Genomic DNA, 23,682 nt, shown 5'->3' on the forward strand with positions numbered 1-23,682 from the left:
CGTGAGTCAGAGCGTCTCGCGCAGCATGCGCGCGACGCCGGCCTGCCAGGGCGGCAGCTTCAAGCCGAAGCTCGACTGGAGCTTGATGGTACTCAGGCGCGAATTGTGCGGCCGCGCCGCCGGCGTCGGGAAGGCGCTGGTGGGAACGGCATCGACCATCGCGGGCCCGGCCTTCAGTTCGACACCCGCCGCTTCGGCCTGTTCGAGAACGAAGCGCGCGTAACCATGCCAAGTGGTCTCGCCGCCCGCCACCAGGTGATAGAGCCCGGCCTTGCCCGGATCGCGCAGCGTGTCGCGGATCGCATGCGCCGTCACGTCCGCCAGCAGCTCCGCACCGGTCGGCGCGCCGAACTGGTCGTCGATCACGGTGAGCCGCTCGCGTTCCTTGGCCAGCCGCAGCATGGTTTTCGCGAAGTTGCCGCCGCGCGCGGCGTAGACCCAGCTAGTGCGAAAGATCAGGTGGCGCGTGCAATGCTCGGCGATCAGCTGCTCGCCCTCGAGCTTGGTGCGGCCGTATACGCTGAGCGGACCGGTGGCATCGTCTTCCTGCCATGGCTGGCCGCCGCTGCCGTCGAACACGTAGTCGGTCGAGTAGTGCACCATCAGCGCGCCGATCTGCTGCGCGGCCTGCGCGATCGCGCCGGGGGCCGTTGCGTTCAAGGTGCGCGCGAGTTCGGGTTCGCTCTCGGCCTTGTCGACCGCCGTGTGCGCCGCTGCATTGACGATCACGTCGGGCTGCAGCTTCAGCACCGTCTGCGCCACCTGCTCGGGGTGCCGGAAATCGGCATGGAACTCGCTGCTTGCAGAATCCAGCGCGACCAGCTCGCCGAGCGGCGCCAGGCTGCGCTGCAGTTCCCAGCCCACCTGTCCCGTCTTGCCGAGCAACAACAGTTTCATGCGGCCTCGTACTGTTTCTGCACCCACTCGCGGTAGGCGCCGCTCTGCACGTTGCGCACCCATTCGGCATGGTCCAGGTACCACTCGACCGTCTTGCGGATGCCGGTGTCGAAGGTCTCGGCCGGCTTCCAGCCCAGTTCACGCTCCAGCTTGCGCGCATCGATGGCGTAGCGGCGGTCATGGCCCGGGCGGTCGGTCACATAGGTGATCTGTTCGCGATAGCTCCTGCCGTCGGCGCGCGGGCGCAGCTCGTCGAGCAGCGCGCACACGGTGTTGACGATCTCGATGTTGGGCTTCTCGTTCCAGCCGCCGACGTTGTAGGTCTCGCCGAGCCTGCCGGCTTCGAGCACGCGGCGGATTGCGCTGCAATGGTCCTTGACGTAGAGCCAGTCGCGCACCTGCATGCCGTCGCCGTACACCGGCAGCGGCTTGCCGGCGAGGGCGTTGACGATCATCAGCGGGATCAGTTTCTCGGGGAAATGGAAGGGGCCGTAGTTGTTCGAACAGTTGGTGGTGAGCACCGGCAGCCCGTAGGTGTGATGCCATGCGCGCACCAGGTGGTCGCTGGCGGCCTTGCTGGCCGAATAGGGGCTGTTGGGCTCGTACTTGTTTTCTTCGGTGAAGGCCGGGTCGGCCGCAGAGAGCGAACCGTAGACCTCGTCGGTCGAGACGTGCAGAAAGCGGAAGGCGGCCTTCTGGTCGGCCGGCAGCGCGCCCCAGTAGCCACGCACGGATTCGAGCAGGCGGAAGGTGCCGAGCACGTTGGTCTGCACGAAGTCTTCGGGGCCATGGATCGAGCGGTCCACATGCGATTCGGCAGCGAAGTTGAGCAACGCGCGCGGCTTGTGCTCGGCCAGCAGGCGGTCGACCAGGGCGCTGTCGCCGATGTCGCCCTGCACGAACACGTGCTTGGGGTTGCCATTGAGGGAGGCGAGCGTTTCGAGGTTACCGGCGTAGGTCAGCTTGTCGAGATTGATGACCGCTTCCTCGCTTTGCGCCGCCCAGTCGAGGACGAAGTTGGCGCCGATGAAGCCGGCGCCGCCGGTGACCAGGATCATGGAATCTCCCGCTGTGCTGGAAAAAAACCGCCGGGTGGCGGTCGAGGCGCGATTATCCCATCGTGAAATGTTTCAAGACGCTGCTAGACACCGGTCCCTAACGGACAGGCGCGAGCACGGATAGAGTGCCTCCGACGTACTTGAAGGAAAGCTCATGGCAAGCAAAGACGACGACAAACCCGACCGGATCAAAGACTCCGCCCAGCAGATCTGGCTGGCCGGCCTGGGCGCCTTCGCCAAGATGCAGCAGGAAGGCAGCAAGGCTTTCGAGGCGCTGGTCAAAGACGGCATGGGCGTGCAAAAGAAGACCCAGCAGGCCGCCGAGGAGACGCTCGCGCAGGCCCAGGCCCGGATGGCAGGCTTCGCGAGCGAGTTCGGCACCAAGGCCGCGGGCGGCTGGGGCAAGCTGGAGAACATCTTCGAGGACCGGGTTGCGCGCGCCCTCGAAAAGCTCGGCATGCCGTCGGCCCAGGAAGTGGCCGCGCTGCAGGCGCGGGTAGAAGCGCTAGAGGCTCAGTTGAAACGCAAGAACGCGACCGGCGCGGCGCGTAAGACCGCCGCGCGCACGCCGCCCGGGGCCGCGAAGCCGTCGCGGCGGCACAAGCCGGGCAGCGGGGCCTGAGGGCAGGAAGAACACCGACCCCCGCCGGCGTGTACTTGCGCTAGAGTGGTCCCAGGAGACAAAAGAACCGGGGCTACGACATGGCCAAGAAGGCGCCACGCCGCACTGCACAACGCATCCTCGAAGCCGCGCTTGACCTGTTCAACCGCTTCGGGGAGCCGAACGTCTCGACCACGCTGGTGGCGGGCGAACTCAACATCAGCCCCGGCAATCTCTACTACCACTACCCCGCCAAGGACGAGCTGATCAACCGGCTCTACGAGGGCTACGAGACCGAGCTCAACGAGCTGCTGCATGCCAGCGAAGGCGTGCACGACGTCGAAGACGCCTGGTTCTTCATGCACAGCCTCTTCGAGCTGATCTGGCGCTACCGCTTTCTCTACCGCGACCTCAACGATCTGCTGAGCAAGAACCGGCACCTGGAAACGCAGTTCCAACTGGTCCTGAAGAACAAGGCGCGCGCCATCCGCACCCTGCTCGCCGGCATGAGCCGCGCCGGCCACCTGGACATCGACATGCGCGAGGTCGACCCGCTGGCGCAGAGCATGGTGGTGGTGCTGACCTACTGGCTCAGCTACGAGTACGTGCGCAACCCGCGCGAGGCGCTGGAGCCGGCGCACGCCCAGGGCGCCCTGCTGCGCGGCGCCCATCACACGCTGCATCTGCTGGCACCCTACCTGGCGACGGAACAACGGCGGCATTTGCTGACACTGAGCAGCGCTTACTCAGGGGAAGATCAACCGGCAACGGTCTGAAATCCATTTTTTCCATCGCATGCCCCACCACGACATCCAACCCCTTTCGCTGCTGTCGACCGGCTCGGTGCCTGCAACGGAGCCATGGACACTTTTGCCTTATAGAGACGCGCCGTACTTCGACACGGCCAACCTGCTGAGCCACTGGCCGCGGCTGCATGCCGGCCAGGGCCTGCAGCCGCCGGTGCCCGGACCGCTGGCCGAGGGCTGGGCGCTCTATCACAGCGGCGAATTCGAACGAGCCGCGGCCGTGGGCCTGCGACACGGCCGCGAGGGGCTGGCGCTCGCGAACCAGGCCACCGCCATCTACGCCAACTACCTGGAACCGCGTGAAGCCGTGCGCCAGGCCCTGTTCAGGCAAGTGGTCGAACGCGCCACCGCGCAGGTCGCCGCCGAGCCCGACAACTGCCAGGCGCTGTACTGGCAAGCCTACGCGCTGGGGCGCTACAGCCAGGGCATCAGCGTGGCACGCGCGCTGGCGCAGGGCCTGGGCACCAAGGTCAAGGGGGCGCTCGAGCGCGTGATCGAGTTGCAGCCGCACCATGCCGATGCGCACATCGCGCTCGCTGCCTTCCATTCCGAAGTCATCGACAAGGTCGGGATGCTGGTGGGCCGCATGACCTACGGGGTGCGCGCGGAAACCGCGGTCGAGTTGTTCGAGCGCGGCTTGCAGCTCAACCCCCACTCGGCCAGCGCGCTGATGGAATACGCCCGTGGCCTGTTGATGCTCGAAGGCGACCAACGCATGGCCGAAGCCACGCGCCTCTACGAGAAAGCGGCCGCCCTGGAGCCGGCCGATGCGCGCGAACGGCTCGACGTGGAACTGGCGCGCGCGGGGCTCTCCGACTGATCTTTGTCAACGACAGCGTCACTTAAGATGCGCGTCTTTGTTCCAACCCGCCCGCCGCCATGTCCGATCTGAACGCGCTGTTCGAAGCCGCCCAAGCCAATTCCAAACTGCTCGCCGAACGGCCGGACAACCCGACGCTGCTCAAGATCTACGGCCTCTTCAAGCAAGCCACCCAGGGCGACAACACCGAAAAGAAACCCAGCTTCAGCGACATCGTTGCACGCGCCAAGTGGGATGCCTGGACAGCTCAGAAGGGCCTGGGCGCCGACGAGGCCAAGCAGAAATACATCGACCTCATTGAATCGCTGCGCTGAAGAACGCGCCCGCGCCTACAGCCAATCCTTGTCGTTGTAGGCGTCGTCGTCGGCCTCGCTCGTGCCCAGCAGCTCGTCGAGGTTGCGCTGCAACCGCTGCTCGATCTGGTCGCTGAAGCTGGCGTACAGAAGGCCGAGCGTCGCACGCAGCCTGAAGCTGTCGGCCGTGACTTCGACGCTGCCATCGATGCCGGGCCGCGCGAACTGCCCGACATCGCGGCGCTCGCCTTCGTCGTAGCTGCAGGCGAGGCCGTAGTCCCGCTCGACCTTCTGCATCCACTGGCGCGCCACCGCGCGCGCGGCCTCGATGCCCAGGGTGTGGCTGCGTTCGATGTGAATATCAGGCACCGCGGCCTCCCTTGTCGTGGTTATGGGGTTGTGGGGTGTGCGTGTCCGCCGTGGCAGGGACGGCAGCGGCTTTCAGCGCCTGCGCACGCCCGGCCTTGGGCAGCGCGGCGAAGCGCTTGACGGCGGCGTAGAAGCGCGGCCAGTCCCGGCCCTCGCGTTCGAACAGCGCTTCGAAGGCAGGCACCAGTTCGTCGTAGGCGGCCTGCGCGCCGAACATCGCATTGTTGGCCCGCGCCACCCAGCCGTCGTAGGCGCCCTGGCGCGGGCCGGTCCAGCCTGCACGCAGCACGGCGTAGCGCTGGCGGAAGTCGTCCATGGCCGCCTTCTTCATCGCGTCGACCGCCGGCCAATCGCCGGCCTGCGCCTCTTTCGACGCATAGATGCCCGCAAGCGCGCGGCGCGTCTCGTTTGCAAGGGCGCGGAACTGCTGGCGTCGCCCGTCGAATTGCGCATATTCGAGCCGCGCGGCCTCGCCGGCCTGGGTCTGCAGCCAGCGCGCACCGCCGATGCGCTCCACTGCGGTCGCGAAGGACTCGTTGAACATCGTGTCGTCCGGCACATAGAGCACCTGGTGCGCCAGCTCGTGGAACACGATGCGCGCCAGTTCGCCTTCGGGGTAGCCGATGAAGGTGGACAGCAGAGGGTCGCCGCCGGCCCAGTTCATCCAGCCGAGCGTGGAATAGGCCGGCACGGGATAAACCGCCGCCTCCAGGCCCAGCGCGCGCTGGGCTTCTGCCTCGGCCCTGGCATCGACGTCGTTGTAGTAGCCGCGATAGCCGACGCAGCCCGCCACCGGGAAGCACCAGGTCTTCAGCGTGAGCGAATAGGGCGGCGCGGCCACCACGTTCCAGACCGCGGCCGGGCGATGCAGGTTGGCATAGGCCTTGTAGCTCGGGTTGTCTGGCAGGCCGAGCTCGGAGGAGGCGAAGCGGCGGATTCGCTGCGCGAGCTCCAGCTTGGTCTTGAGCGCCTCGGACGCGGTCGGATCCTGCAGCCAGTCGGGCACCGGCCGCGCCGCGCGCATCAGCCCCAGGTGGCCGCTGGCCGACTGCCAGTAGTAGCTGAGCTCGGCGCAGCCGGCCAGGCACAGCAAGGCTGCCGCCGCGAAGACCGCGCGCTTCCTGTTCACGCGCGCCTCTCAGGCATCAAGGGCCACCTCAACCAGGCAGTCGTAGAAGGTGGGGCCGCGGCCCATGTCGGTCAACCGCTGGCTCGTGAGCTGGTTGACGTTGGTGCCGTCGAGCCCGAGCTTGCGCCACCAGATGCCGAGGCCATGCACCACGCCGGGCCGGGCCCGGCGCGAGACTTCGGCGCGGCAGCGGTGCTCGCCGCGCTGGTTGAACACGCGCACCGTGGCGCCGTCGACGATGCCGCGTGCGGCCGCATCGGCTTCATGGATCTCGAGCAGCGGCTCGCCCTCGATGGCACGCAGGCTCTTCACGTTGACGAAACTCGAGTTGAGGAAATTGCGCGCCGGCGGCGAGATCATCGCGAGCGGAAACGCCTTCGAGCTGCCGGCCGGTTCGTAATTCGGCACATGATCGGGCAGGCCGTCCTCGCCCATCGCGGCCAGCCGGGCGCTGAAGAACTCGCAGCGGCCCGAGGGCGTGGGAAATCCGCCTGCGGCGAAGGGCGCCTCGGGCAGCGCGAGGCTGCTGAAGCCCTGCGCCTGCAACGCGTCGAAGTCGATCGCGCCGGGCGCGAAGGCGCTGCGGCACAGCGTCTCGTCGTCGTCCGAGAAGCAGGGCTCGTCGAAGCCCATGCGCCGCGCGAGCTCGCGAAACACCCAGGTGTTGCTGCGCGCTTCGCCGCGCGGCGCCACGGCCGGGCGGTTGAGCAGCACGTCGGTGTGGCCGTAGCTCGTGTGGATGTCCCAGTGCTCGAGCTGCGTAGTGGCCGGCAGCACGTAGTCGGCATAGTCGGCGGTGTCGGTCTGGAACTGCTCGAGCACCACGGTGAACAGGTCCTCGCGTGCAAAGCCGGCCACCACCTTGCCCGACTCCGGCGCGACGGCGACCGGGTTGCTGTTGTAGACCACCAGCGCGTGGATCGGGTTCGCGGCGTCGAGCAGCGCATCGCCGATCGTGCTCATGTTGACGGTGCGCGGGCGCCGGCCGGCCAGCAGGTCGGGCCGCTGCAGCGCGGCGCGGTCTACCGGGAACAGGCCCGAGCTGCTCAGGAGGAGGCCGCCGGCCCGATCCCGCCAGGCGCCGGTCAGCGCGGGCAGGCAGGCGATGGCGCGCGCCGCATTGCCGCCGCCGCGCACGCGCTGCATGCCGTAGTTGAGGCGAATCGCCGCCGGCTTCGTCGTGCCGTAAGCACGCGCGAGCGCCGCGATCTGCGCTTCGGGCACGCCGCAGACTTCGGCCGCGCGCGCCGGCGGCCATTGCAGCGCACGCTCGCGAAGCTGCTCCCAGCCGACGGTGTGCTGCGCGATGTAGTCGTGGTCCAGCCAGTCGTTCTCGATCAGCTCGTGCATCAGCGCCAAGGCCAGCGCCGCATCGGTGCCCGGCAGGAGCGCGATGTGCTCGTCGCACTTGTCGGCGGTCTCGGTCTTGCGCGGATCGATGCACACCAGCCGCGCGCCGGCGCGCTTGGCGGCCTGCGCATGGCGCCAGAAATGCAGGTTGCTCGCGATCGAGTTGCTGCCCCAGATCAGGATCAGCTTCGCCTCGGCGAAAAACTCGACCCGCATGCCGACCTTGCCGCCCAAAGTAAAACTTAAGCCCTCACCCCCAGCGGTCGAGCAGATCGTGCGGTCCAGCAGCGACGCGCCGAGCTTGTGAAAAAAACGACGGTCCATCGATTCGCCCTGCACCAAACCCATGGTTCCGGCGTAGCTGTAAGGCACAATCGTTTCCGGATTGTTACTTTTGCACTCGCTCAAGCGCGCAGCGATGTCGTCGAGGGCCGCATCCCAAGTCACCGTTTCGAAGCGACCGCTGCCCTTGGGGCCGACGCGCTTCAAGGGCTGGACAAGGCGCTCGACATGGTCGTTGCGTTCGATGTAGCGCGAGACCTTGGTGCAGAGCACGCCGGCCGTGTGCGGATGCGCCGGGTTGCCTTGCAGCTTGACGGCGATGCCGTCCTGCACGGTGGTCACGAGTGCGCAGGTGTCGGGGCAATCGTGCGGACAGGCGCCGAGCACCTGGGTCGAAGAAGTCATGGTGGGGCGGGGGCAACGAGTATTCGGTCGAGTCTAAGTTGTGCGCCAAGGATGCGCTGAGGGGTTTTCACGATGATCAATCGCAGGCACTTTTCGGTCGCGGCGGGCGCTGCAGCGCTCGGCGGCTTTCATATCGCGCGGGCACAGAGCGAAACGCCCATCGTGCTCGGGCAGTCGGCGCCCTTCTCGGGGCCGGCCGCGCAGCTGGGCATCCAGTTCTACCAGGGCGCCAAGCTGTTCCTGGACCAGTACAACGCGACGCCGGGCCTTCGCGACGTGCAGATCAAGTTCCTCGACGACGGCTACGAGCCCGACCGCTGCGCCGCCAACACGAAGAAGCTGATCGACGAGGAGGCCTTCGCGCTCTTCGGCTACATCGGCACGCCCACCAGCCTGGCCGCCCTGCCGCTGGCCGTGGGCGCGAAGATCCCGTTCATTGCGCCCTTCACCGGTGCGATGGCGCTGCGCGAGCCCTTCCACAGGAACGTGTTCCACCTGCGCGCCTCGTACAACGACGAGACCGCGCTGATCGTGAAGCAGCTCACCCACCTGGGCCTGAAGAAGATCGCGGTCTTCTACCAGAACGACGCCTACGGCAAGGCCGGCCTCGACGGCACGACGCTCGCGCTGTCGCAGCTGGACCTGAAGCCGGCAGCGCTCGCGACGGTCGAGCGCAACTCGGTCGACGTCGCGGCAGCGGTCAAGACCATCGTGGCCGCGAAGCCGGACGCCGTGGTCCAAGTCAGCGCCTACAAGTCCTGCGCCGCTTTCATCCGCGAGGCGCGCAAGGCAGGCTACGGCGGCACCTTCTACAACGTGTCCTTCGTCGGCACGCAGGCGCTGGCCGACGAACTCGGCAAGGACGGCGCCGGCGTCGTCGTCACCCAGGTCGTGCCCTCGCCCTACTACGCCGCGAACGGCATCACGCGCGAGTTCAACGACGCGGTGAAGAAGAGCGGCGGCGCCACCAAGGCCAACTTCTCCAGCATGGAAGGCTATCTGGCCGCCAAGGTGCTGACCGAAGGCCTGCGCCGCGCGCCGGGCAAGCTCACGCGCGACGGGCTGATCGCGGGACTGGAATCCATCGACCGGCAGCAGTTCGGCGGCTTCGAGGTGTCCTTCTCGCCGCGCAACCACGTGGCGTCGAAGTTCGTGGAGCTGTCGATGATCACGGGTGATGGTCGGATCCGGACCTGAGCCTTACCCCGTCGCCCGCTGGGGGAAGGAGCACAGAGATTTAGTAGGCCGTTTCGGAAGTTCGCACACGTATTCTTAAGCGGCCAGCTTCAAGCAGCCAGAACTTCGATGTGTCCGGGTAGGTGCACTCGAGAGAGTGCGCCATTCCGACAACTCGGCTCGCCAAATGCCGCGCGGTTTGTGGCGGTGGGCATCTAGCCTTGAAGCATCGCCAGCGGACTAGCATTCCGCTCCAGGAGCATGCGGCCTATCAACGAGCTTTGCTTCCGTCTCCATAAGAAGCTCCCCCGCACTTCGCCCCAGGGCCCTTGCGAGCCGCAAAATCAACGCCAGGGCCGGCATATTTGGAACTGATCTTCGGCGAGTGCGCGAGGGCTAGAGGCCCCTTCGGAGCTTCGGGGCGCTACCGGCCGTCCAGTCCACTCATCAGCTTGGATACGGGCATGTCCAGCGCATACGCAAGCCGCGCAATATTGTGCAGGCCAATATTCCTCTCGCCTCTTTCAACTGAACTCACGTAGTTGGTATGAAGTTCAGCCAACTCGGCAAGCCTTTCTTGGGTGAGGAGTCGAGCCTCCCGGTGCGCTCGAAGTGCGGCCCCGAAGGTCACTTGAACCTTTTCCTTTGTAGGTGGCTTGGGGCGCGACTTTGGCACGCCGGAAGTCTCCGGGCGCCTACACTATGAGTACACACACTATGAGTTTGATTGTGGTATACACGGCCCTGAGCGCGCGGGCCTCCGAAGGTCGGAGGTCGGCTATGCGGTTAGCGACTTTGGGGGACGCATGGGACTGATTTCGTGGATCTCGATCAGCAAGGAGGCCTGAGTAGCATGGGCAATAGACAACTTGCCTCGCCATTCCCGACCGCTCAGCGGTTTCGTCTGCCGGCGTCAGTGCTTCGCGCGCGCTTGCCCCGAGGGTCGCCGCCGTCTCGCAGCAGTTCAGCAACCCGCATTGGAAACCAAGTACGAGCCCTCCGGATCGCCTCTGGCGCCTCCGGTGGGGAGCTGGCCACTTCCGCTGGCGTTTCGAGCTCCATGCTCTCCCGCATAGAGCGCGGTCTCGTGTCACCTTCCGTCGAAACCTTGGATCGCATCGCCACTGGCCTGGGCGTGCCCGTCTCACGCTTCTTCAGCGACCAGTCCAGCCGCACCGACTTCTCGCACGTACCCGCAGGCCGGGGCATCTTGGTGGATCGGGTCGGTGCTGTGGCTGGCTACCGCTATGAGCTGCTGGGCCATCAGCTCTCCGGCAACCTGTTCGTCGAGCCTTATCTGGTCACGCTGCTGCCGGAGGCCGAGCCCTATGTCACCTTCCAGCACCCGGGTGTGAAATTCCTGCACCTTCTCTCAGGCCGAGTCTCTTATCGCTACGGCGCGAGGGTGGTGAAGCTGGGGCCAGGGGACTCGCTGCAGTTCGATGCCACAGCGTTGCATGGCATCGAGGCCATTGAAGCTGGCCCGGTGACGTATTTGTCGATCGTGTTCACGATGCGAGACTAAGTAGGCAGTTTCGCAATACGGCCACGCATATTTGATGAACTAGGCCGAGAAGCGACCACGGGCATCGCGCGCCCTTCGAACAGTCATCGCGCAGGTCATGAGCCAGCGCAGAGCCAGCCTTGAAGCTGGCCGCTTGAGAATACGCGTGCGAACTTCCGAAACGGACTACTAAGCCCTCGTCACCTGCGTCAGCGCGTGAATGATCAATCCCACCAATCCGCCCACCAGAGTCCCGTTCACCCGGATGAACTGCAGGTCCCGCCCGATGTGGCGCTCGAGCTCGAGCGTCATCTCGTCCGCGTTCCACGCTTCGACCCGTTCGACGATGTAGCGCCGGATGTCCTCCCGGTAGCGCTCGATCGCGCGCGGCGCCGCGTCCACGATCTGCTCGTTAATCCAGCGCCGCATCGCCGCGTCGGCCGCAAGGCGCGCGCCCAGCGTACCCGCCATCGCGACGATGCGCTGGCGAATGCCCGAATCGGTCTTCTCCAGGTCGTCGTGCAGCCAGGCCAGCAGCTCGCCCCACAGGCCATGCAGGTAGTCGCCCAGCGCGGGATGCGCCTGCAGCTCGGCGCGGATCGCTTCGCCCCGGCGATGGAATTCGGGGTCGGTCTTGAGCTTGGCGATGAAGACGTGCATGAAGACATCGAAGCGCAGCCGCAGCGGATGCCCGGGCTCGGCGGCCATCTCGGCAATCGTGCGTGCCACCGCGGCCACGATCTTGCGCGTGGCGAGCTTGGCGGCGACCTGGTCCAGGCCCACGTAGCGCAGCGCTCTGATCTCGCGCGCGATCGCCTCGGTGATCTGCTCCTGCACCTCGTCGCCTTCGACCACGCCGGCGACCTGCGACAGCACGTCGTCGAGCAAGGCCTGGTGACGCCCGTCTGCAGTCAGCGCGTCGAGCGCCTGCCCCGCCAGCCGCGAGATGTCGACCTGCGCCAGGCCCGCGGTTGCGATGCGGCCGAGGAAGTCCCGCACGCGCGCATCGTCGAAAGCGCCGAGCCCATAGCGGGCGGCAGCCACCAGATGCTCGCCGAGCCTGGCCGCGTGCTCGGGCGCCGAAAGCCAGTGCGCCAGCCGCGCGGCCGGATCGAGCTGCTCGAGCTTGGCCAGCACCTGCGGCGTGCTCAGGAAGTTGTTGCAGATGAAGCCAGCGAGTCTGGCGCCGATGCGATCTTTGTTGGCCGGAATGATCGCCGTGTGCGGGATCGGCAGCCCCAGCGGATGCCGGAACAGCGCGACCACCGCGAACCAGTCGGCGATCGCGCCGATCATCGCGGCTTCGGCGAAGGCTGCGACGTAGCCCCAGGCGGGGTGTTGCGCCTCGAGCGCGGTCGCCGCCGCGTACAGCAGCGCGGCGGCGCAGAGCAGGCCGAAGGCGATGCGCCTCATCGAGGCAGCACCAGTCCACTGCCGGGCCGCCCCAAGGCGGACTGCGGCCCCTGAGGGGCTGAGGCCCGCGGCTCCGAGCCTGCCCGCGCAGGCTCGGACGGGCCGAAGAGCCGCCGCGCCTCGCGGCGACTCGTCCAGCGAGGACACGCAGTGCCGAGCGCGGGGGCCATCCTCAGCGGATTTCCTTCGTCGTAGCGAGCCCCTGCAGGAACTGCTCGCAGCGCGCCAGCTGCTCCAGCGTCACGTACTCGTCGGGCTGGTGCGCCTGATTGATGCTGCCGGGGCCGCAGACCACGGTCGGGATGCCGGCGTTCTTGAAGATGCCGGCCTCGGTACCGAAGGCGACCAGCGTGGTGCGCGCTTCGCCGGCCAGGCGCTGGGCAAGGCGCGTCACTGGAGCGTCGGCCGTGGTCAGGAAGCTCGGGATCTCGCAGATGGTCTCGAAGCTGAAGCCGGCGTCGGGCGCGATCTTCTTCATGCCGGCCTCGATGCGGCTCGCGTAGCCGCGCAACTCCTTCTGCATCTGCTGGGCGTCGGCCGTAGGCAGGTCGCGGAATTCGTAGCGGAATTCGGCGTCGCGCGGCACCACGTTGTCGGCGATGCCGCCGTGGAACTGGCCCACGCTGGCGGTGCTGAAGGGCACGTCGAAGCCGGCGTAGCGCGGCTCGTCGCGCTCGAAACCCTCGGCCATGTCGCGCAGCTTGCCGACCACGCGTGCCGCCATCTCGATCGCATTGACCGACTGCGGCGTGAGCGAGGAATGCGCCTCCTTGCCGCGCACGCAGCAGCGGTAGCGGTAGACGCCCTTGTGCGCGATGGCCGGCACCATCAGGGTCGGCTCCCCGACGATGCAGGCCAGCGGCTTGATGCCCTGGTCCTTCATGTCGGCGATCATTTCCTTGACGCCGAAGCAGCCCACCTCCTCGTCGTAGCTGAAGGCGAAGTGCACCGCGAAGGGCGACTCGCTCTCGATGAAGTGCTCGGCATTGGCGAGCGCAATCGCGATGAAGCTCTTCATGTCGGCCGAGCCGCGGCCGTAGAGGCGCGGCTCGGCACGCACCGCCTCGCCGTCGTGGCCGTCCTGCGGCCAGTCCTGCACGGTGGCCGAGAGCGGGTCGACGCTCCAGGCCTGGCCGTCCCAGGGCACGGTGTCGGTATGGCCCGAAACGATGACGCCCGCCTTCTTGCCGGCGCCCAGCGTGGCAAACAGGTTGGCCTTGGTCTTGTCGGCGTTGTAGGTGAGCCGGCTGCGCACGCCCAGGCCGGCGAGATGGTCGCGCGCGAAGTCGATCAGCTCCAGGTTGCTGTTAGCGCTCACGGTGTTCATGCGCACCAGCGTTTGCGCGAGTTCGAGGCTGCGGGTGGAAAGCGGGTAGGCCATGCGAAGCATTGTCCCGGAAGTCCGGCGGCGCCGCGGACCAAGGGGCACGGTCTTTGCGAGGACCTCTGGCTAAGCCTAGACTCTCTGCATGAAACTCATCGATTCCCTCGTCACCCAGGCGGCCGGCATCGCCGCGGTTCGACGTGACCTGCATGCCCATCCCGAACTCTGCTTCCAGGAAGTGCGCACCGCCGACGTGGTGGCCGCCAAGCTTACCGAGTGGGGCATTCCGATCCATCGCGGCCTCGGCACCACCGGCGTGGTCGGCATCGTCAAGAACGGCACCAGCTCCCGCGCCGTCGGGCTGCGCGCCGACATGGATGCGCTGCCGGTCACCGAGCTCAACACCTTCGCCCATGCCAGCAAGCACCTCGGCAAGATGCACGCCTGCGGCCACGATGGCCACACGGCGATGCTGCTGGCGGCGGCGCAGCACCTGGCCAGGCACCGCAACTTCGACGGCACCGTCTACCTGATCTTCCAGCCCGCCGAAGAAGGCGGCGGCGGTGCGCGCGAGATGGTCAAGGAAGGTCTCTTCGAGCAGTTCCCGATGGAGGCCGTGTTCGGCATGCACAACTGGCCGGGCATGAAGGCCGGCCAGTTCGCCGTGAGTCCGGGGCCGGCCATGGCTTCGAGCAACGAGTTCACCATCACCATCCGCGGCAAGGGCGGCCATGCGGCGCTGCCGCACACGGGCATCGACCCGGTGCCGGTCGCCTGCGAGATGGTGCAGGCCTTCCAGACCATCATCACGCGCAACAAGAAGCCCACCGACGCGGGCGTGATCTCGGTCACGATGATTCACGCGGGCGAAGCCAACAACGTGATTCCCGACAGCTGCGAGCTCAAGGGCACGGTGCGCACCTTCACGCTGGAGGTGCTCGACCTGATCGAGGCCCGCATGCAGAAGATCGCCGAGCATGTCTGCGCTGCGCACGACGCCGAGTGCGAGTTCCGCTTCCACCGCAACTACCCGCCGACCATCAACACGGCCGACGAGGCGAACTTCGCGCGTCGCGTGATGGCCGGCATCGTCGGCGCGGACAACGTGCTGGTGCAGGAGCCCGCGATGACGGCCGAGGACTTCGCCTTCATGCTGCAGGCCAAGCCCGGCGCCTATGCCTTCATCGGCAACGGCGACGGCAGCCACCGCGACATGCACCACGGCGGCGGGCCCTGCATGCTGCACAACGCGAGCTACGACTTCAACGACGATCTGATTCCGCTCGGCGCGACCTGCTGGGTCCGGCTGGCCGAAGAGTTCCTCCAGGGCCCGAAGGCGCCTGAAGGGGCTTCGACGTGATCGGCGTCGGCGAGGCCTTCTCCCCTCGCTACGCGCAGGCACGCCAGAAGTTCCTGCAGGGCTGCGCGAGCGCCGGGCTCGCCGTGCAGTCGCATGTCCATCCGCGGAAGGGACGCGACGGCGAGGAGCTCGCGATGGACATCGCGCTCGATGGCGAAGCGAAGGCCGAAAAGCTGTTGATCGTGAGCAGCGCCTGCCACGGCGTCGAGGGCCATTGCGGCAGCGGCGTGCAGGTCTTCGCGCTGCACGACGCGGAGTGGCGCGAGAAGGCGCGCGAGCAGAGCGTCGCCGTGCTGTACGTGCATGCGCTCAATCCGTATGGCTTCTCGTACAGCCGCCGCGTGACGCACGAGAACGTGGACCTGAACCGCAACTTCCTCGACTTCACGCAGCCGCGGCCCGTCAACGAGGCGTACGCCAGCCTGCATCCGCTGCTGCTGCCCGAAGAATGGCCGCCGACGCCGGCCAACCAGGCCGAGATCGACCGTCTCATCGAACGCGAGGGCCTGGTCTTCTACCAGGCCGCCGTGACGCGCGGCCAGTACCAGTTCGCCGACGGCTTGTTCTACGGCGGCGACGCGCCGACCTGGAGCAACAGGACCTTGCGCGAAGTGCTGCGCACCCATGCCGGTGGCGCGCGGCGCATCGGCTGGATCGATTTCCACACCGGACTCGGCCCCAGCGGCATCGGCGAGCGCATCTTCGCCGGCAGGGACGACAAGGCCGCCTATGCGCGCGCCAATGCCTGGTGGGGCACTGCGGCGGCGCCGGTGACTTCGATGTACGACGGCTCGTCCACCTCGGCCTTCCTGACCGGCTTGATGTGCTATTCGCTCGACGACGAATGCCCGCAGGCCGAGCACACCTCGATCGCGCTCGAGTACGGCACCTTGTCGATGCTCGAAGTGACGCAGGCCCTGCGGGCCGATCACTGGCTCCACAAGCATCCGGAGGCGCCGGCTGACCTGGCCGCGGCCATCCGGTCGCAGATGCTAGAGACCTTCTATACGGATACGGATGCCTGGCGAGGGCAGGTCATCAGCCAGGCGCGGCAGGCGATGTTCCAGGCGGTGGACGGATTGGCTTCCTAGGAAGAAGAAGCTAGGACGTCAGAAGGCGCTCCTGCGCAATCACCAGCAACCCATCCATGATCAATCCATCTACGAGCTCGAACTCCCCGTTCATGCTCGGCGCCATCTTCCAGGCCGCTCCGCCCGTCATGTAGCAGGCCGGCTCCACGCCGCAGTGCGAGCGCACGTGCTGCACCATGCGCTCCACCGCCCCCGCGATCGCAAAGGTGCCGCCGCTGGTCAGCGCATCGCTGGTGTTGGTGGGGAACTCGCGCACTTCGCCGGTCGGCACGTGCAGGCCAGCGGTGCCCGATTCGAGTGCGCGCAGCATGATGCCGTGGCCCGGCAGGATCAGGCCGCCGAGGAACTTGCCATTGGCATCCACCCCCTCGACCGTCACCGCGGTGCCGATCATCACCACCACCATCGGGCGCGCCGGCCCCTGCGACAGCATGCGGTGGCGCGCGCCGATCATCGCGACCCAGCGATCGGCGCCCAGCCGCGTCGGATGGTCGTAGCCGTTCACGATGCCGGCCTCGGCGGCGCTGGAAACCACCCAGCGCGGCGAGCAGTCGAAGCGCTCCACCACCTGCTCCTCGGCCCGCCGCCGCACCGTGTCGCCGGCCACCACGCAACCGAGCATCGAGGCCGGCGCGGGCAGGTCGGCCCAGGGGCCGTCGGCCAGCCGCTCGATGTGGTCGAGAAACTCGGCACCGTGCGCCAGCAGCGACGCGCCCGGCCGCGCCACATCGTAGAGGGACCACTTGAGGCGGGTGTTGCCGATGTCGATCGCGAGGAATGCCATGCGCGGCATTATTGCGAGTTGTGCTTACGGGCGCTTGCAGATGCGGTCGCAACCTACGCGCGGCGGTCACGTTCCGACGGTACAGTGCCCTTCCGATCAACACGGCGCAAGGAGAACACCATGGGTTTGCTGAGTTTTATCAAAGAGGCGGGAGAAAAGCTGTTCGGAGGCTCCTCGGCCCAGGCGGCCGAACCGGATGCCAACCAGAAGGCGGCCGCCGCGATCAAGACCTACATCGAGACCCAGAACCTGGGCCTGACCGGTTTGGAAGTGACTTACGTCGCCGCCTCGGGCGTGGTCACGCTCGCGGGCAACGCCCCCTCGCAGGAGGCTAGCGAAAAAGCATCGCTCGCTGCGGGCAACGTGGCCAACGTGACGCAGGTCGACAACAAGCTGGTGGCGCCCGCGGCCGATCCGGCGCAGTACCACGACGTGGTCAAGGGCGACACCCTGTCGGCCATCTCGAAGAAGTACTACGGCGATGCCAACAAGTACAACGCGATCTTCGAGGCCAACAAGCCGATGCTGAGCCATCCGGACAAGATCTATCCGGGGCAGAAGCTGCGGATTCCGCCTCTGAAGTAGAACCGACGCGCGTCCTCATCCGGGTGCGCTCTCGCCATGTTCAAGCGCCTGGCCATCGTTGGCGCACCAAGCAGCGCAGGCGCCTACGCGCCTGGCCAAGAGAAGGCCCCGGCTGCTCTCCGAGCTGCTGGGTTGCCGGCGTATCTGGCCGCCCGGGGCATCGCGGTCGACGATCATGGAGACGTTCTGGGTTTCCGCTGGCGTGCGGACAGGGTGAACCCGCGTGCCATGAATGTGAATGCAGCCTCGACGGTGGCCAAAGCCACCGCAGAGCGTGTCGCTTCCGCCCTCGCTGCCGACGCGGCAGTGCTCGTCCTCGGGGGTGATTGCACTGTCGAGATCGGCACGGTAGCCGGCGCGCTTCGAGAGACGCAAAGTATCGGCGTCGTCTACATCGACCTCGATACCGACTTGAACACGCCCCACAGCACGCAGGACGGCGCCCTGGACTGGATGGGTGTTGCGCACATGCTGAACGTCAGGGGCACGGTGCCGGAACTCGCCACGCTGGGGCCGCGCGTGCCGATGCTCCGTCCGGAGCAAGTGCTCTTCTTCGCCAACGACAACGTCGAGCCTTTCGAGCGGCAGATCATCGACGAACTCGGCATCGCCGAGGTTCGGCTGACGGACGTCGCCGCCGACCCGTCAAGTGCCGCGGAGGCCGTCGTCAGCGGCTGGGCGCGGCAGTTCGAGCGGCTGCTCGTCCACCTGGATGTCGATGTGCTCGACTTCGTCGATATGCCGCTTGCAGAGAACAATCGCCGCAACGTAGGCCTCCGGTTCGATCAGCTCATGGCGTCGCTCCGCCCCTTGCTGTGCGCGCCGAATTGGACGGCGCTTACCGTGTGCGAGCTGAACCCTGACCACGGCGAAATCGATGGCTCGACCCTGCGGACCTTTGCTGGAGCCTTGGCTGATGCTCTGGCTGCATCACCCCGATGGCAAAGCACTTCTAGTTAGTTCTGTTTCCACGGCAGGCCGCGCAGGCGCCAGCCGCCCTTGCGCCCGCGGTGGCCCTCGGCGTCGGGGTCGCCCTCGAAACCTTCGAGGATGTTGTAGGCCTCGAGGCCCAGTTCGGTGGCGCGCCGCGCGGTCGAGATGGAGCGCACGCCGCTGCGGCACAGCATCACAACCTTCTTGCCCGCCGGCACGGCAGCCTTGAGACCCTCGTCGAAACCGGCATTGAGCGCCATGCCTGGCCACTGCTTCCAGGCCAGCCCCACCGCACCGGGCACATAGCCCACCCATTCGCGCTCCGCATCGCTGCGCACGTCGACCAGCACCGCCTCGCCACCGGCGACCCACGCATGCGCCTGCTCGGGGGTGACGTCGCCGGCATAGCCCTCGGCCGGCCGCACGCCCGCTCGTTCACCGGCTGGTGTGCTGCCTGCGTTGCTTGTGTTCGGGGCCGGCTGGGTCATGTCACTGTCATCCTTCTGTTCCCTAGGGTTACTGCTTAGAAGCGGGCGGTCTTTGCGTCAGAAGTCCGTTCCGCATCCCATGATTCTTCACCAGTTCGTGAAAACCCTCTTTGTCGCGAATGTTCACATGTCAAAGATGGCAGTCTGGGGTTTTCCAGGCACCAACGGAGAAATACGCAATGACCGAGAACAAACCGAACCGCCGCCGCAGCCTGTTGAAGGGCGCAGCCGTGGCGGCCGGCGCCATGTCCGCGCCCATGGTCAGCATGGCGCAGACCACGTCCTTCCGCTTTCAGAGCACCTGGCCTTCGAAGGACATCTTCCACGAGTACGCACAGGATTTCGCCAAGAAGGTCAACGACATGGCCGGCGGGCGCCTCAAGATCGAGGTGCTGCCCGCCGGATCCGTGGTGCCGGCCTTCCAGCTGCTCGACGCGGTGGCCAAGGGCACACTCGACGGCGGCCACGGCGTGGTCGCCTACTGGTACGGAAAGAACTCCGCACTTGCGCTGTGGGGTTCGGGGCCGGGCTACGGCATGGATGCCAACACCGTGCTGGCCTGGCACAACTACGGCGGCGGCAAGGCGCTGCTCGAGGAGATCTACAAGGGCCTCAATCTCGACGTCGCGTCCTACCTCTACGGTCCGATGCCGACGCAGCCGCTGGGCTGGTTCAAGAAGCCGGTCGCGAAGGCCGAGGACATGAAGGGCCTGAAGTTCCGTACCGTCGGCCTGGCGGTGGACGTGTTCACCGACATGGGAACCGCGGTCAATCCGCTGCCGGGCGGCGAGATCGTGCCGGCGCTGGACCGCGGCCTGATCGATGCGGCCGAATTCAACAACGCGTCCAGCGACCGGGTGCTCGGCTTCCCCGACGTCGCCAAGAACTGCATGCTGCAGAGCTTCCACCAGTCGGGCGAGCAGTTCGAGATCCTGTTCAACCGAGGCAAGCTCAACGCGCTGCCGGCCGAGCTGAAGGCGATCATCGAGTACGGCGTCCAGGCGGCCAGCGCCGACATGAGCTGGAAGGCGATGGAGCGCAACTCGCAGGACTACATCGAGCTGAAGAAGGCGGGCGTCAAGTTCTACAAGACGCCCGATCCGATCCTGCGCGCGCAACTCGCGTCGTGGGACAAGACGGTGGCCAAGAAGGCGACCGAGAACCCGATGTTCAAGAAGGTGCTGGATTCCCAAAAGGCCTTCGCGGAACGGGTCGGCCAGTGGTACAACGACTACACCGTCGACTTCAAGATGGCCTACAACCACTACTTCGGGCGGCAAGCCAAGAAGTCCTGATTCACGGTCATACGGCGAGGGGCACCTGAGGTGCCCCTCCTTCTTTTTGCGGCCCCGCGAGGCCAGGATCCGTTATGCAATCTTTTATGTTGGCGGTCGACCGCTTCTCGACCCTGGTCGGCAAGACCTTCGCCTGGTGCGCGGTGCTGCTCACCGTGCTCATCAGCTGGGAGGTGTTCTCCCGCTACGTGCTCAACCGGCCGCACGCCTGGGTGCTCGATGCGCAGATCATGCTGTACGGCACGCTGTTCATGACCGCAGGCGCCTACACGCTGAGCAAGAACGGCCATGTGCGCGGCGACGTGCTCTACGGCTTCTTCCGGCCGCGCACGCAGGCCATCTTCGACCTGGCGCTCTACATCCTCTTCTTCCTGCCCGGCATCGTCGCGCTGACCTGGGCCGGCTGGATCTATGCGGGCGAATCGCTCGCCATTCGCGAACAGACCTTCTCGGCCGACCCGCTGCCGCTCTATCCCTTCAAGTACATCATCCCGCTGGCTGGCATCACGCTGCTGCTGCAGGGCTTCGTCGAGATCGTGCGCTGCGTGCAGTGCATCCAGAACGGCGTCTGGCCCTTGCGCGAAGAAGACGTGGAAGAAGTCGACGTCGAGAAGCTCAAGGAGATGGTGCATGTCGACGACAAGGACATCCAGGCGCTGGACGTCGTAATCGCCTCGAAGGAGGCGACGAAATGAAGATCCGCAAGGAACTCTGGTTCGGCCTCTCGTTCATGTTCCTGATCGTCGGCGCCGCGGCGATCATGCTGCTGCGCGTGGAGACCATCACCAACGGCCACCTCGGCCTGCTGATGCTGTCGCTGGTGGTCGTCGCGATCATGCTGGGCTTTCCCACCGCCTTCACGCTGATGGGCATGGGGATGATCTTCACCTGGTTCGCCTACGAGCGGAACACCACCCATACGCTCGACCTGATGGTGCAGGCGGCCTACAAGACGATGGCGAACGACGTGCTGATCGCCGTGCCGCTGTTCGTCTTCATGGGCTACCTGGTCGAGCGGGCCAACCTGATCGAGACGCTGTTCAAGAGCTTGCATCTCGCGATGGCGCGCCTGCCGGGCGCGCTGGCCGTCGCCACGCTGGTCACCTGCACGATCTTCGCGACCGCCACCGGCATCGTCGGCGCGGTGGTCACGCTGATGGGCCTCTTGGCGCTGCCCGCGATGCTGCGCGCCGGCTACAGCATTCCGCTCGCGGCGGGTTCGATCACGGCGGGCGGCTGCCTCGGCATCCTGATTCCGCCCTCGGTGCTCTTGATCGTCTACGGCGCGACCGCCGGCGTGTCCGTCGTGCAGCTCTACGCGGGCGCCTTCTTCCCCGGCGTGATGCTGGCCTCGCTCTACGTCGTGTACGTGATCATCGTCGCCAAGCTCAAGCCGGCCTGGGCGCCGCCGCTGTCGGCGGCCGACCGGGCCGTGCCGCTGCCGCCGCTCACTCAGCTGCTCACGACCGACCCTGGCGCGCATGCGCTCGGGCGGCTGGTTGCTGCGCTCAAGGGCCGGCGCAACGCCGACGTTCCGGTCAGCCATTTGCTGCGGCAGTTGGGCATCGTGCTGCTGCCCGGCCTGATCTTCGCGATCCTGGCGCTGACCAGCTACCGCGCCGTGACGACGGTGGCCGCCGAGGCGCGCTACGACATCCAGGAGATCGGTGCCTCGCGCAGCGCGCCGGACGAACAGGCGGGCGGCCTGCAGGAACCCCCGGCCGACAACGAAGGCGGCCTGCAGGAGCCGCCGAGCGAGGGCGGGCTGGCCGAGCCGCCTTCTTCCGGCAGCGTGCAGGAGCCGCCCGGCGCTGCCGCCGCGCCGCCGGCAGCAGCCGCCGCCGAAGCGGGCAGCGCGCCCGAAGCCGGCGCGCCCAGCACGCGCGCGGCGCCGACCTGGTGGTGGGTCTGCTTCGCCGTGCTCGGCGCGATCACCGCGCTGTTCTACCTGTTCCTGAGCTTCGCGCGGCTCGAGATCTTCAAGATGCTGCTGGCATCCTTCTTTCCGCTGATGCTGCTGATCCTGGCCGTGCTCGGCTCCATCGTGCTCGGTCTCGCGACGCCGACGGAAGCGGCCGCCATGGGGGCGCTGGGGGGATTCCTGCTCGCAGCCGCCTATCGCCGGCTCACGATGAGCGTGCTGAAGGAGTCGGTCTTCCTGACCGCCAAGACTTCGGCCATGGTGTGCTGGCTGTTCGTCGGCTCGGCCATCTTCTCGGCCGCCTTCGCGCTGCTCGGCGGGCAGGCGCTGGTGGAGGAATGGGTCTTGAGCATGAACCTCAGCAAGATCCAGTTCCTGGTGCTGAGCCAGATCATCATCTTCGTGCTGGGCTGGCCGCTCGAATGGACCGAGATCATCGTGATCTTCATGCCGATCTTCATCCCGCTCCTGGACAACTTCGGCGTCGATCCGCTGTTCTTCGGCCTGCTGGTGGCGCTGAACCTGCAGACGGCCTTCCTCTCGCCGCCGGTCGCGATGGCGGCCTTCTACCTGAAGGGCGTGAGTCCGCCGCACGTGACGCTGAACCAGATCTTCCTCGGCATGCTGCCCTTCATGGGCATCCAGGTGCTCGCCATCCTGCTGCTCTACATCTGGCCGCAGATCGGCCTCTGGCTGCCACAGCTGTTGTACAAGTAGGCGCACGGCACGAGCGGCCGACAATGGGCCGCTCTCAGCCGACCCGCCTGCCATGAATCCTCTGCTCGAACGCCTGGCGCGCTGGACGCGCGCCGTCCCCCATGCGCTGCGGCGCCTCCGCCTGCTCCCGCCTGCCGCCGAACCCGCCCCGGGACAGTGGCTGGCCGGCAGCTTTGCGCACCAGCACCGCCACATCGCCTACAAGCTCTTCGTGCCGGCCAAGGGCACCGGCCAGCGGCGCCCGCTGCTGCTCATGCTGCACGGCTGCACCCAGGACCCGGACGACTTCGCGGCCGGCACGCAGATGAACCGGCTCGCCGCCGAGCGCGGCTTCCTGGCGCTCTACCCGACGCAAACGAAGCAGCACAACGCGGCGAAATGCTGGAACTGGTTCCTGCCGCAGCACCAACAGCGCGAGCGCGGCGAGCCTGCCCTCCTCGCTGCCCTCACGCGTTCGGTGATGGCCGATCACGCGGTCGATCCGGCGCGCGTCTACGTAGCGGGCCTCTCGGCCGGGGGTGCGATGGCCGACATCATGGGGCGCACCCACCCCGAGCTCTTCGCCGCGGTCGGCGTGCACTCGGGCCTGCCGATCGGCGCGGCGAAGGACCTGATGTCGGCGCTGTCGGCGATGAAGAACGGCGCGCCGGTGGCCGCGAGGACGGGCCCGGTGCGGCCGACCATCGTGTTCCACGGCGATGCCGACCAGACGGTGCATCCGCGCAACGGCGAAGAGGTGGCGACAGCCGCGCTCGCCGCCGAGGCCGGCGCCGGCCTGCCAGAAGCGCACGAGATGCAAGGCCGGTCGAAGCAAGGCCGCGCCTATGCCCGCCGCACCTACGCCGATGCCCATGGCCGCATCGCGGTCGAGCACTGGCTGCTGCACGGCGCCGGCCACGCCTGGGCCGGCGGCAGCGCGGAGGGTTCGTTCACCGATCCCGCCGGGCCGGACGCGAGTGCCGAGATGCTGCGCTTCTTTCTCTCGCATCCGCAGACGCCATAACCCACCGCGTTTACATCAGGTTGCGCCGGCGAGCGATATTTGCCAAAGCTTTGCAAAGCCGACGCCAGCGCCGGGCCG

24 protein-coding genes are annotated in these 23,682 nt (G+C 66.9%); 14 read left to right on the forward strand and 10 right to left on the reverse strand.

Annotated elements, in window-relative coordinates; all coding sequences use genetic code 11:
* Positions 1–6 precede the first annotated feature (6 nt).
* Both rfbD and rfbB read right to left on the reverse strand, forming a co-directional pair.
* On the reverse strand, positions 7–897 hold the full coding sequence (gene rfbD / locus AC3A6B_RS24660; RefSeq protein WP_487839281.1) for a dTDP-4-dehydrorhamnose reductase: 891 nt from the start codon (positions 895–897) through the stop codon (positions 7–9).
* Positions 894–1,955 carry a dTDP-glucose 4,6-dehydratase gene (gene rfbB, locus AC3A6B_RS24665; protein WP_487839282.1) on the reverse strand — a complete coding sequence of 354 codons (1,062 nt, stop codon included), beginning with the start codon at positions 1,953–1,955 and terminating at the stop codon, positions 894–896. Before rfbB ends, rfbD begins: the two co-directional genes overlap by 4 nt.
* Positions 1,956–2,109: 154 nt before the next feature.
* Here rfbB and AC3A6B_RS24670 point away from each other — a divergent pair, with 154 nt between their 5' ends.
* From AC3A6B_RS24670 to AC3A6B_RS24685, 4 genes are all read left to right on the forward strand, one after another.
* A complete protein-coding gene (locus tag AC3A6B_RS24670) occupies positions 2,110–2,577 on the forward strand; it encodes a phasin family protein (RefSeq protein ID WP_487839283.1) in 468 nt (155 codons plus the stop codon).
* Positions 2,578–2,657: 80 nt separating this feature from the next.
* Complete coding sequence (locus AC3A6B_RS24675; protein WP_487839284.1) at positions 2,658–3,332, forward strand: TetR/AcrR family transcriptional regulator; 675 nt, start codon at positions 2,658–2,660, stop codon at positions 3,330–3,332.
* A gap of 19 nt (positions 3,333–3,351) precedes the next feature.
* Positions 3,352–4,182, forward strand: a complete 831-nt coding sequence (locus AC3A6B_RS24680) for a hypothetical protein (RefSeq protein WP_487839285.1) — start codon at positions 3,352–3,354, stop codon at positions 4,180–4,182.
* 59 nt (positions 4,183–4,241) lie between these two features.
* The gene (locus AC3A6B_RS24685; protein WP_214691904.1) at positions 4,242–4,496 is read left to right on the forward strand and encodes an acyl-CoA-binding protein; all 255 of its coding nucleotides are present in this window, start codon (positions 4,242–4,244) and stop codon (positions 4,494–4,496) included.
* A gap of 15 nt (positions 4,497–4,511) precedes the next feature.
* Here the strand turns inward: AC3A6B_RS24685 and AC3A6B_RS24690 are convergent, their stop codons facing one another.
* From AC3A6B_RS24690 to AC3A6B_RS24700, 3 genes are read right to left on the reverse strand one after another with little or no spacing between them, the layout of a single operon-like run.
* A complete protein-coding gene (locus AC3A6B_RS24690) occupies positions 4,512–4,844 on the reverse strand; it encodes a polyhydroxyalkanoic acid system family protein (RefSeq protein WP_487839286.1) in 333 nt (110 codons plus the stop codon).
* Positions 4,837–5,973: an aminopeptidase gene (locus tag AC3A6B_RS24695; RefSeq protein WP_487839287.1), complete on the reverse strand. Its 1,137-nt coding sequence runs from the start codon at positions 5,971–5,973 to the stop codon at positions 4,837–4,839. The genes AC3A6B_RS24690 and AC3A6B_RS24695 overlap by 8 nt, the downstream gene beginning before the upstream one ends.
* A gap of 9 nt (positions 5,974–5,982) precedes the next feature.
* Positions 5,983–8,010: a molybdopterin-containing oxidoreductase family protein gene (locus AC3A6B_RS24700; RefSeq protein WP_487839288.1), complete on the reverse strand. Its 2,028-nt coding sequence runs from the start codon at positions 8,008–8,010 to the stop codon at positions 5,983–5,985.
* 72 nt (positions 8,011–8,082) lie between these two features.
* Here AC3A6B_RS24700 and AC3A6B_RS24705 point away from each other — a divergent pair, with 72 nt between their 5' ends.
* Positions 8,083–9,207 carry an ABC transporter substrate-binding protein gene (locus AC3A6B_RS24705; RefSeq protein WP_487839289.1) on the forward strand — a complete coding sequence of 375 codons (1,125 nt, stop codon included), beginning with the start codon at positions 8,083–8,085 and terminating at the stop codon, positions 9,205–9,207.
* Positions 9,208–9,610: 403 nt separating this feature from the next.
* Here AC3A6B_RS24705 and AC3A6B_RS24710 read toward each other — a convergent pair whose 3' ends face one another.
* Positions 9,611–9,862 carry a helix-turn-helix domain-containing protein gene (locus AC3A6B_RS24710; RefSeq protein WP_487839290.1) on the reverse strand — a complete coding sequence of 84 codons (252 nt, stop codon included), beginning with the start codon at positions 9,860–9,862 and terminating at the stop codon, positions 9,611–9,613.
* 300 nt (positions 9,863–10,162) lie between these two features.
* On the opposite strand from AC3A6B_RS24710, the gene AC3A6B_RS24715 reads away from it, so the two are divergent.
* On the forward strand, positions 10,163–10,711 hold the full coding sequence (locus AC3A6B_RS24715) for a helix-turn-helix domain-containing protein (RefSeq protein ID WP_487839353.1): 549 nt from the start codon (positions 10,163–10,165) through the stop codon (positions 10,709–10,711).
* Positions 10,712–10,879: 168 nt separating this feature from the next.
* Here AC3A6B_RS24715 and AC3A6B_RS24720 read toward each other — a convergent pair whose 3' ends face one another.
* Together AC3A6B_RS24720 and argE are read right to left on the reverse strand one after the other, a co-directional pair.
* Entirely contained in the window at positions 10,880–12,103 is a 1,224-nt protein-coding gene (locus AC3A6B_RS24720) for a DUF445 domain-containing protein (RefSeq protein WP_487839291.1), read from the reverse strand.
* 172 nt (positions 12,104–12,275) lie between these two features.
* On the reverse strand, positions 12,276–13,484 hold the full coding sequence (gene argE / locus AC3A6B_RS24725) for an acetylornithine deacetylase (RefSeq protein WP_487839292.1): 1,209 nt from the start codon (positions 13,482–13,484) through the stop codon (positions 12,276–12,278).
* A gap of 88 nt (positions 13,485–13,572) precedes the next feature.
* Here argE and AC3A6B_RS24730 point away from each other — a divergent pair, with 88 nt between their 5' ends.
* Both AC3A6B_RS24730 and AC3A6B_RS24735 read left to right on the forward strand, forming a co-directional pair.
* The gene (locus AC3A6B_RS24730; RefSeq protein ID WP_487839293.1) at positions 13,573–14,787 is read left to right on the forward strand and encodes a M20 aminoacylase family protein; all 1,215 of its coding nucleotides are present in this window, start codon (positions 13,573–13,575) and stop codon (positions 14,785–14,787) included.
* The gene (locus tag AC3A6B_RS24735) at positions 14,784–15,878 is read left to right on the forward strand and encodes a M14 family metallopeptidase (RefSeq protein WP_487839294.1); all 1,095 of its coding nucleotides are present in this window, start codon (positions 14,784–14,786) and stop codon (positions 15,876–15,878) included. The genes AC3A6B_RS24730 and AC3A6B_RS24735 overlap by 4 nt, the downstream gene beginning before the upstream one ends.
* A 10-nt stretch (positions 15,879–15,888) precedes the next feature.
* On the opposite strand, the gene AC3A6B_RS24740 is transcribed toward AC3A6B_RS24735, so the two are convergent.
* The gene (locus tag AC3A6B_RS24740; protein ID WP_487839295.1) at positions 15,889–16,662 is read right to left on the reverse strand and encodes a type III pantothenate kinase; all 774 of its coding nucleotides are present in this window, start codon (positions 16,660–16,662) and stop codon (positions 15,889–15,891) included.
* Between the two features lie 120 nt (positions 16,663–16,782).
* Here AC3A6B_RS24740 and lysM point away from each other — a divergent pair, with 120 nt between their 5' ends.
* Entirely contained in the window at positions 16,783–17,247 is a 465-nt protein-coding gene (lysM, locus tag AC3A6B_RS24745) for a peptidoglycan-binding protein LysM (RefSeq protein WP_487839296.1), read from the forward strand.
* A 36-nt stretch (positions 17,248–17,283) separates the two neighbouring features.
* Positions 17,284–18,207 (forward strand): arginase family protein, encoded by a 924-nt coding sequence (locus tag AC3A6B_RS24750; RefSeq protein WP_487839297.1) that lies wholly within the window; start codon positions 17,284–17,286, stop codon positions 18,205–18,207.
* Here the strand turns inward: AC3A6B_RS24750 and AC3A6B_RS24755 are convergent.
* Entirely contained in the window at positions 18,204–18,668 is a 465-nt protein-coding gene (locus AC3A6B_RS24755) for a rhodanese-like domain-containing protein (protein ID WP_487839298.1), read from the reverse strand. The two genes, AC3A6B_RS24750 and AC3A6B_RS24755, sit on opposite strands and share 4 nt — an antisense overlap.
* A gap of 179 nt (positions 18,669–18,847) precedes the next feature.
* Between AC3A6B_RS24755 and AC3A6B_RS24760 the strand changes: the two genes are divergently transcribed.
* The 4 genes from AC3A6B_RS24760 to AC3A6B_RS24775 all read left to right on the forward strand — a co-directional run bounded on the left by AC3A6B_RS24760 (position 18,848) and on the right by AC3A6B_RS24775 (position 23,604).
* Positions 18,848–19,963 (forward strand): TRAP transporter substrate-binding protein, encoded by a 1,116-nt coding sequence (locus tag AC3A6B_RS24760; RefSeq protein WP_487839299.1) that lies wholly within the window; start codon positions 18,848–18,850, stop codon positions 19,961–19,963.
* Between the two features lie 74 nt (positions 19,964–20,037).
* Entirely contained in the window at positions 20,038–20,658 is a 621-nt protein-coding gene (locus tag AC3A6B_RS24765) for a TRAP transporter small permease subunit (protein WP_487839300.1), read from the forward strand.
* Positions 20,655–22,601, forward strand: coding sequence for a TRAP transporter large permease (locus AC3A6B_RS24770; protein WP_487839301.1), 1,947 nt, complete (start codon positions 20,655–20,657; stop codon positions 22,599–22,601). The genes AC3A6B_RS24765 and AC3A6B_RS24770 overlap by 4 nt, the downstream gene beginning before the upstream one ends.
* 52 nt (positions 22,602–22,653) lie before the next feature.
* Positions 22,654–23,604 (forward strand): extracellular catalytic domain type 1 short-chain-length polyhydroxyalkanoate depolymerase, encoded by a 951-nt coding sequence (locus tag AC3A6B_RS24775; protein WP_487839302.1) that lies wholly within the window; start codon positions 22,654–22,656, stop codon positions 23,602–23,604.
* The last annotated feature ends 78 nt before the right edge of the window (positions 23,605–23,682 follow it).

This window comes from Variovorax sp. Soil_C_33, assembly GCF_057656935.1.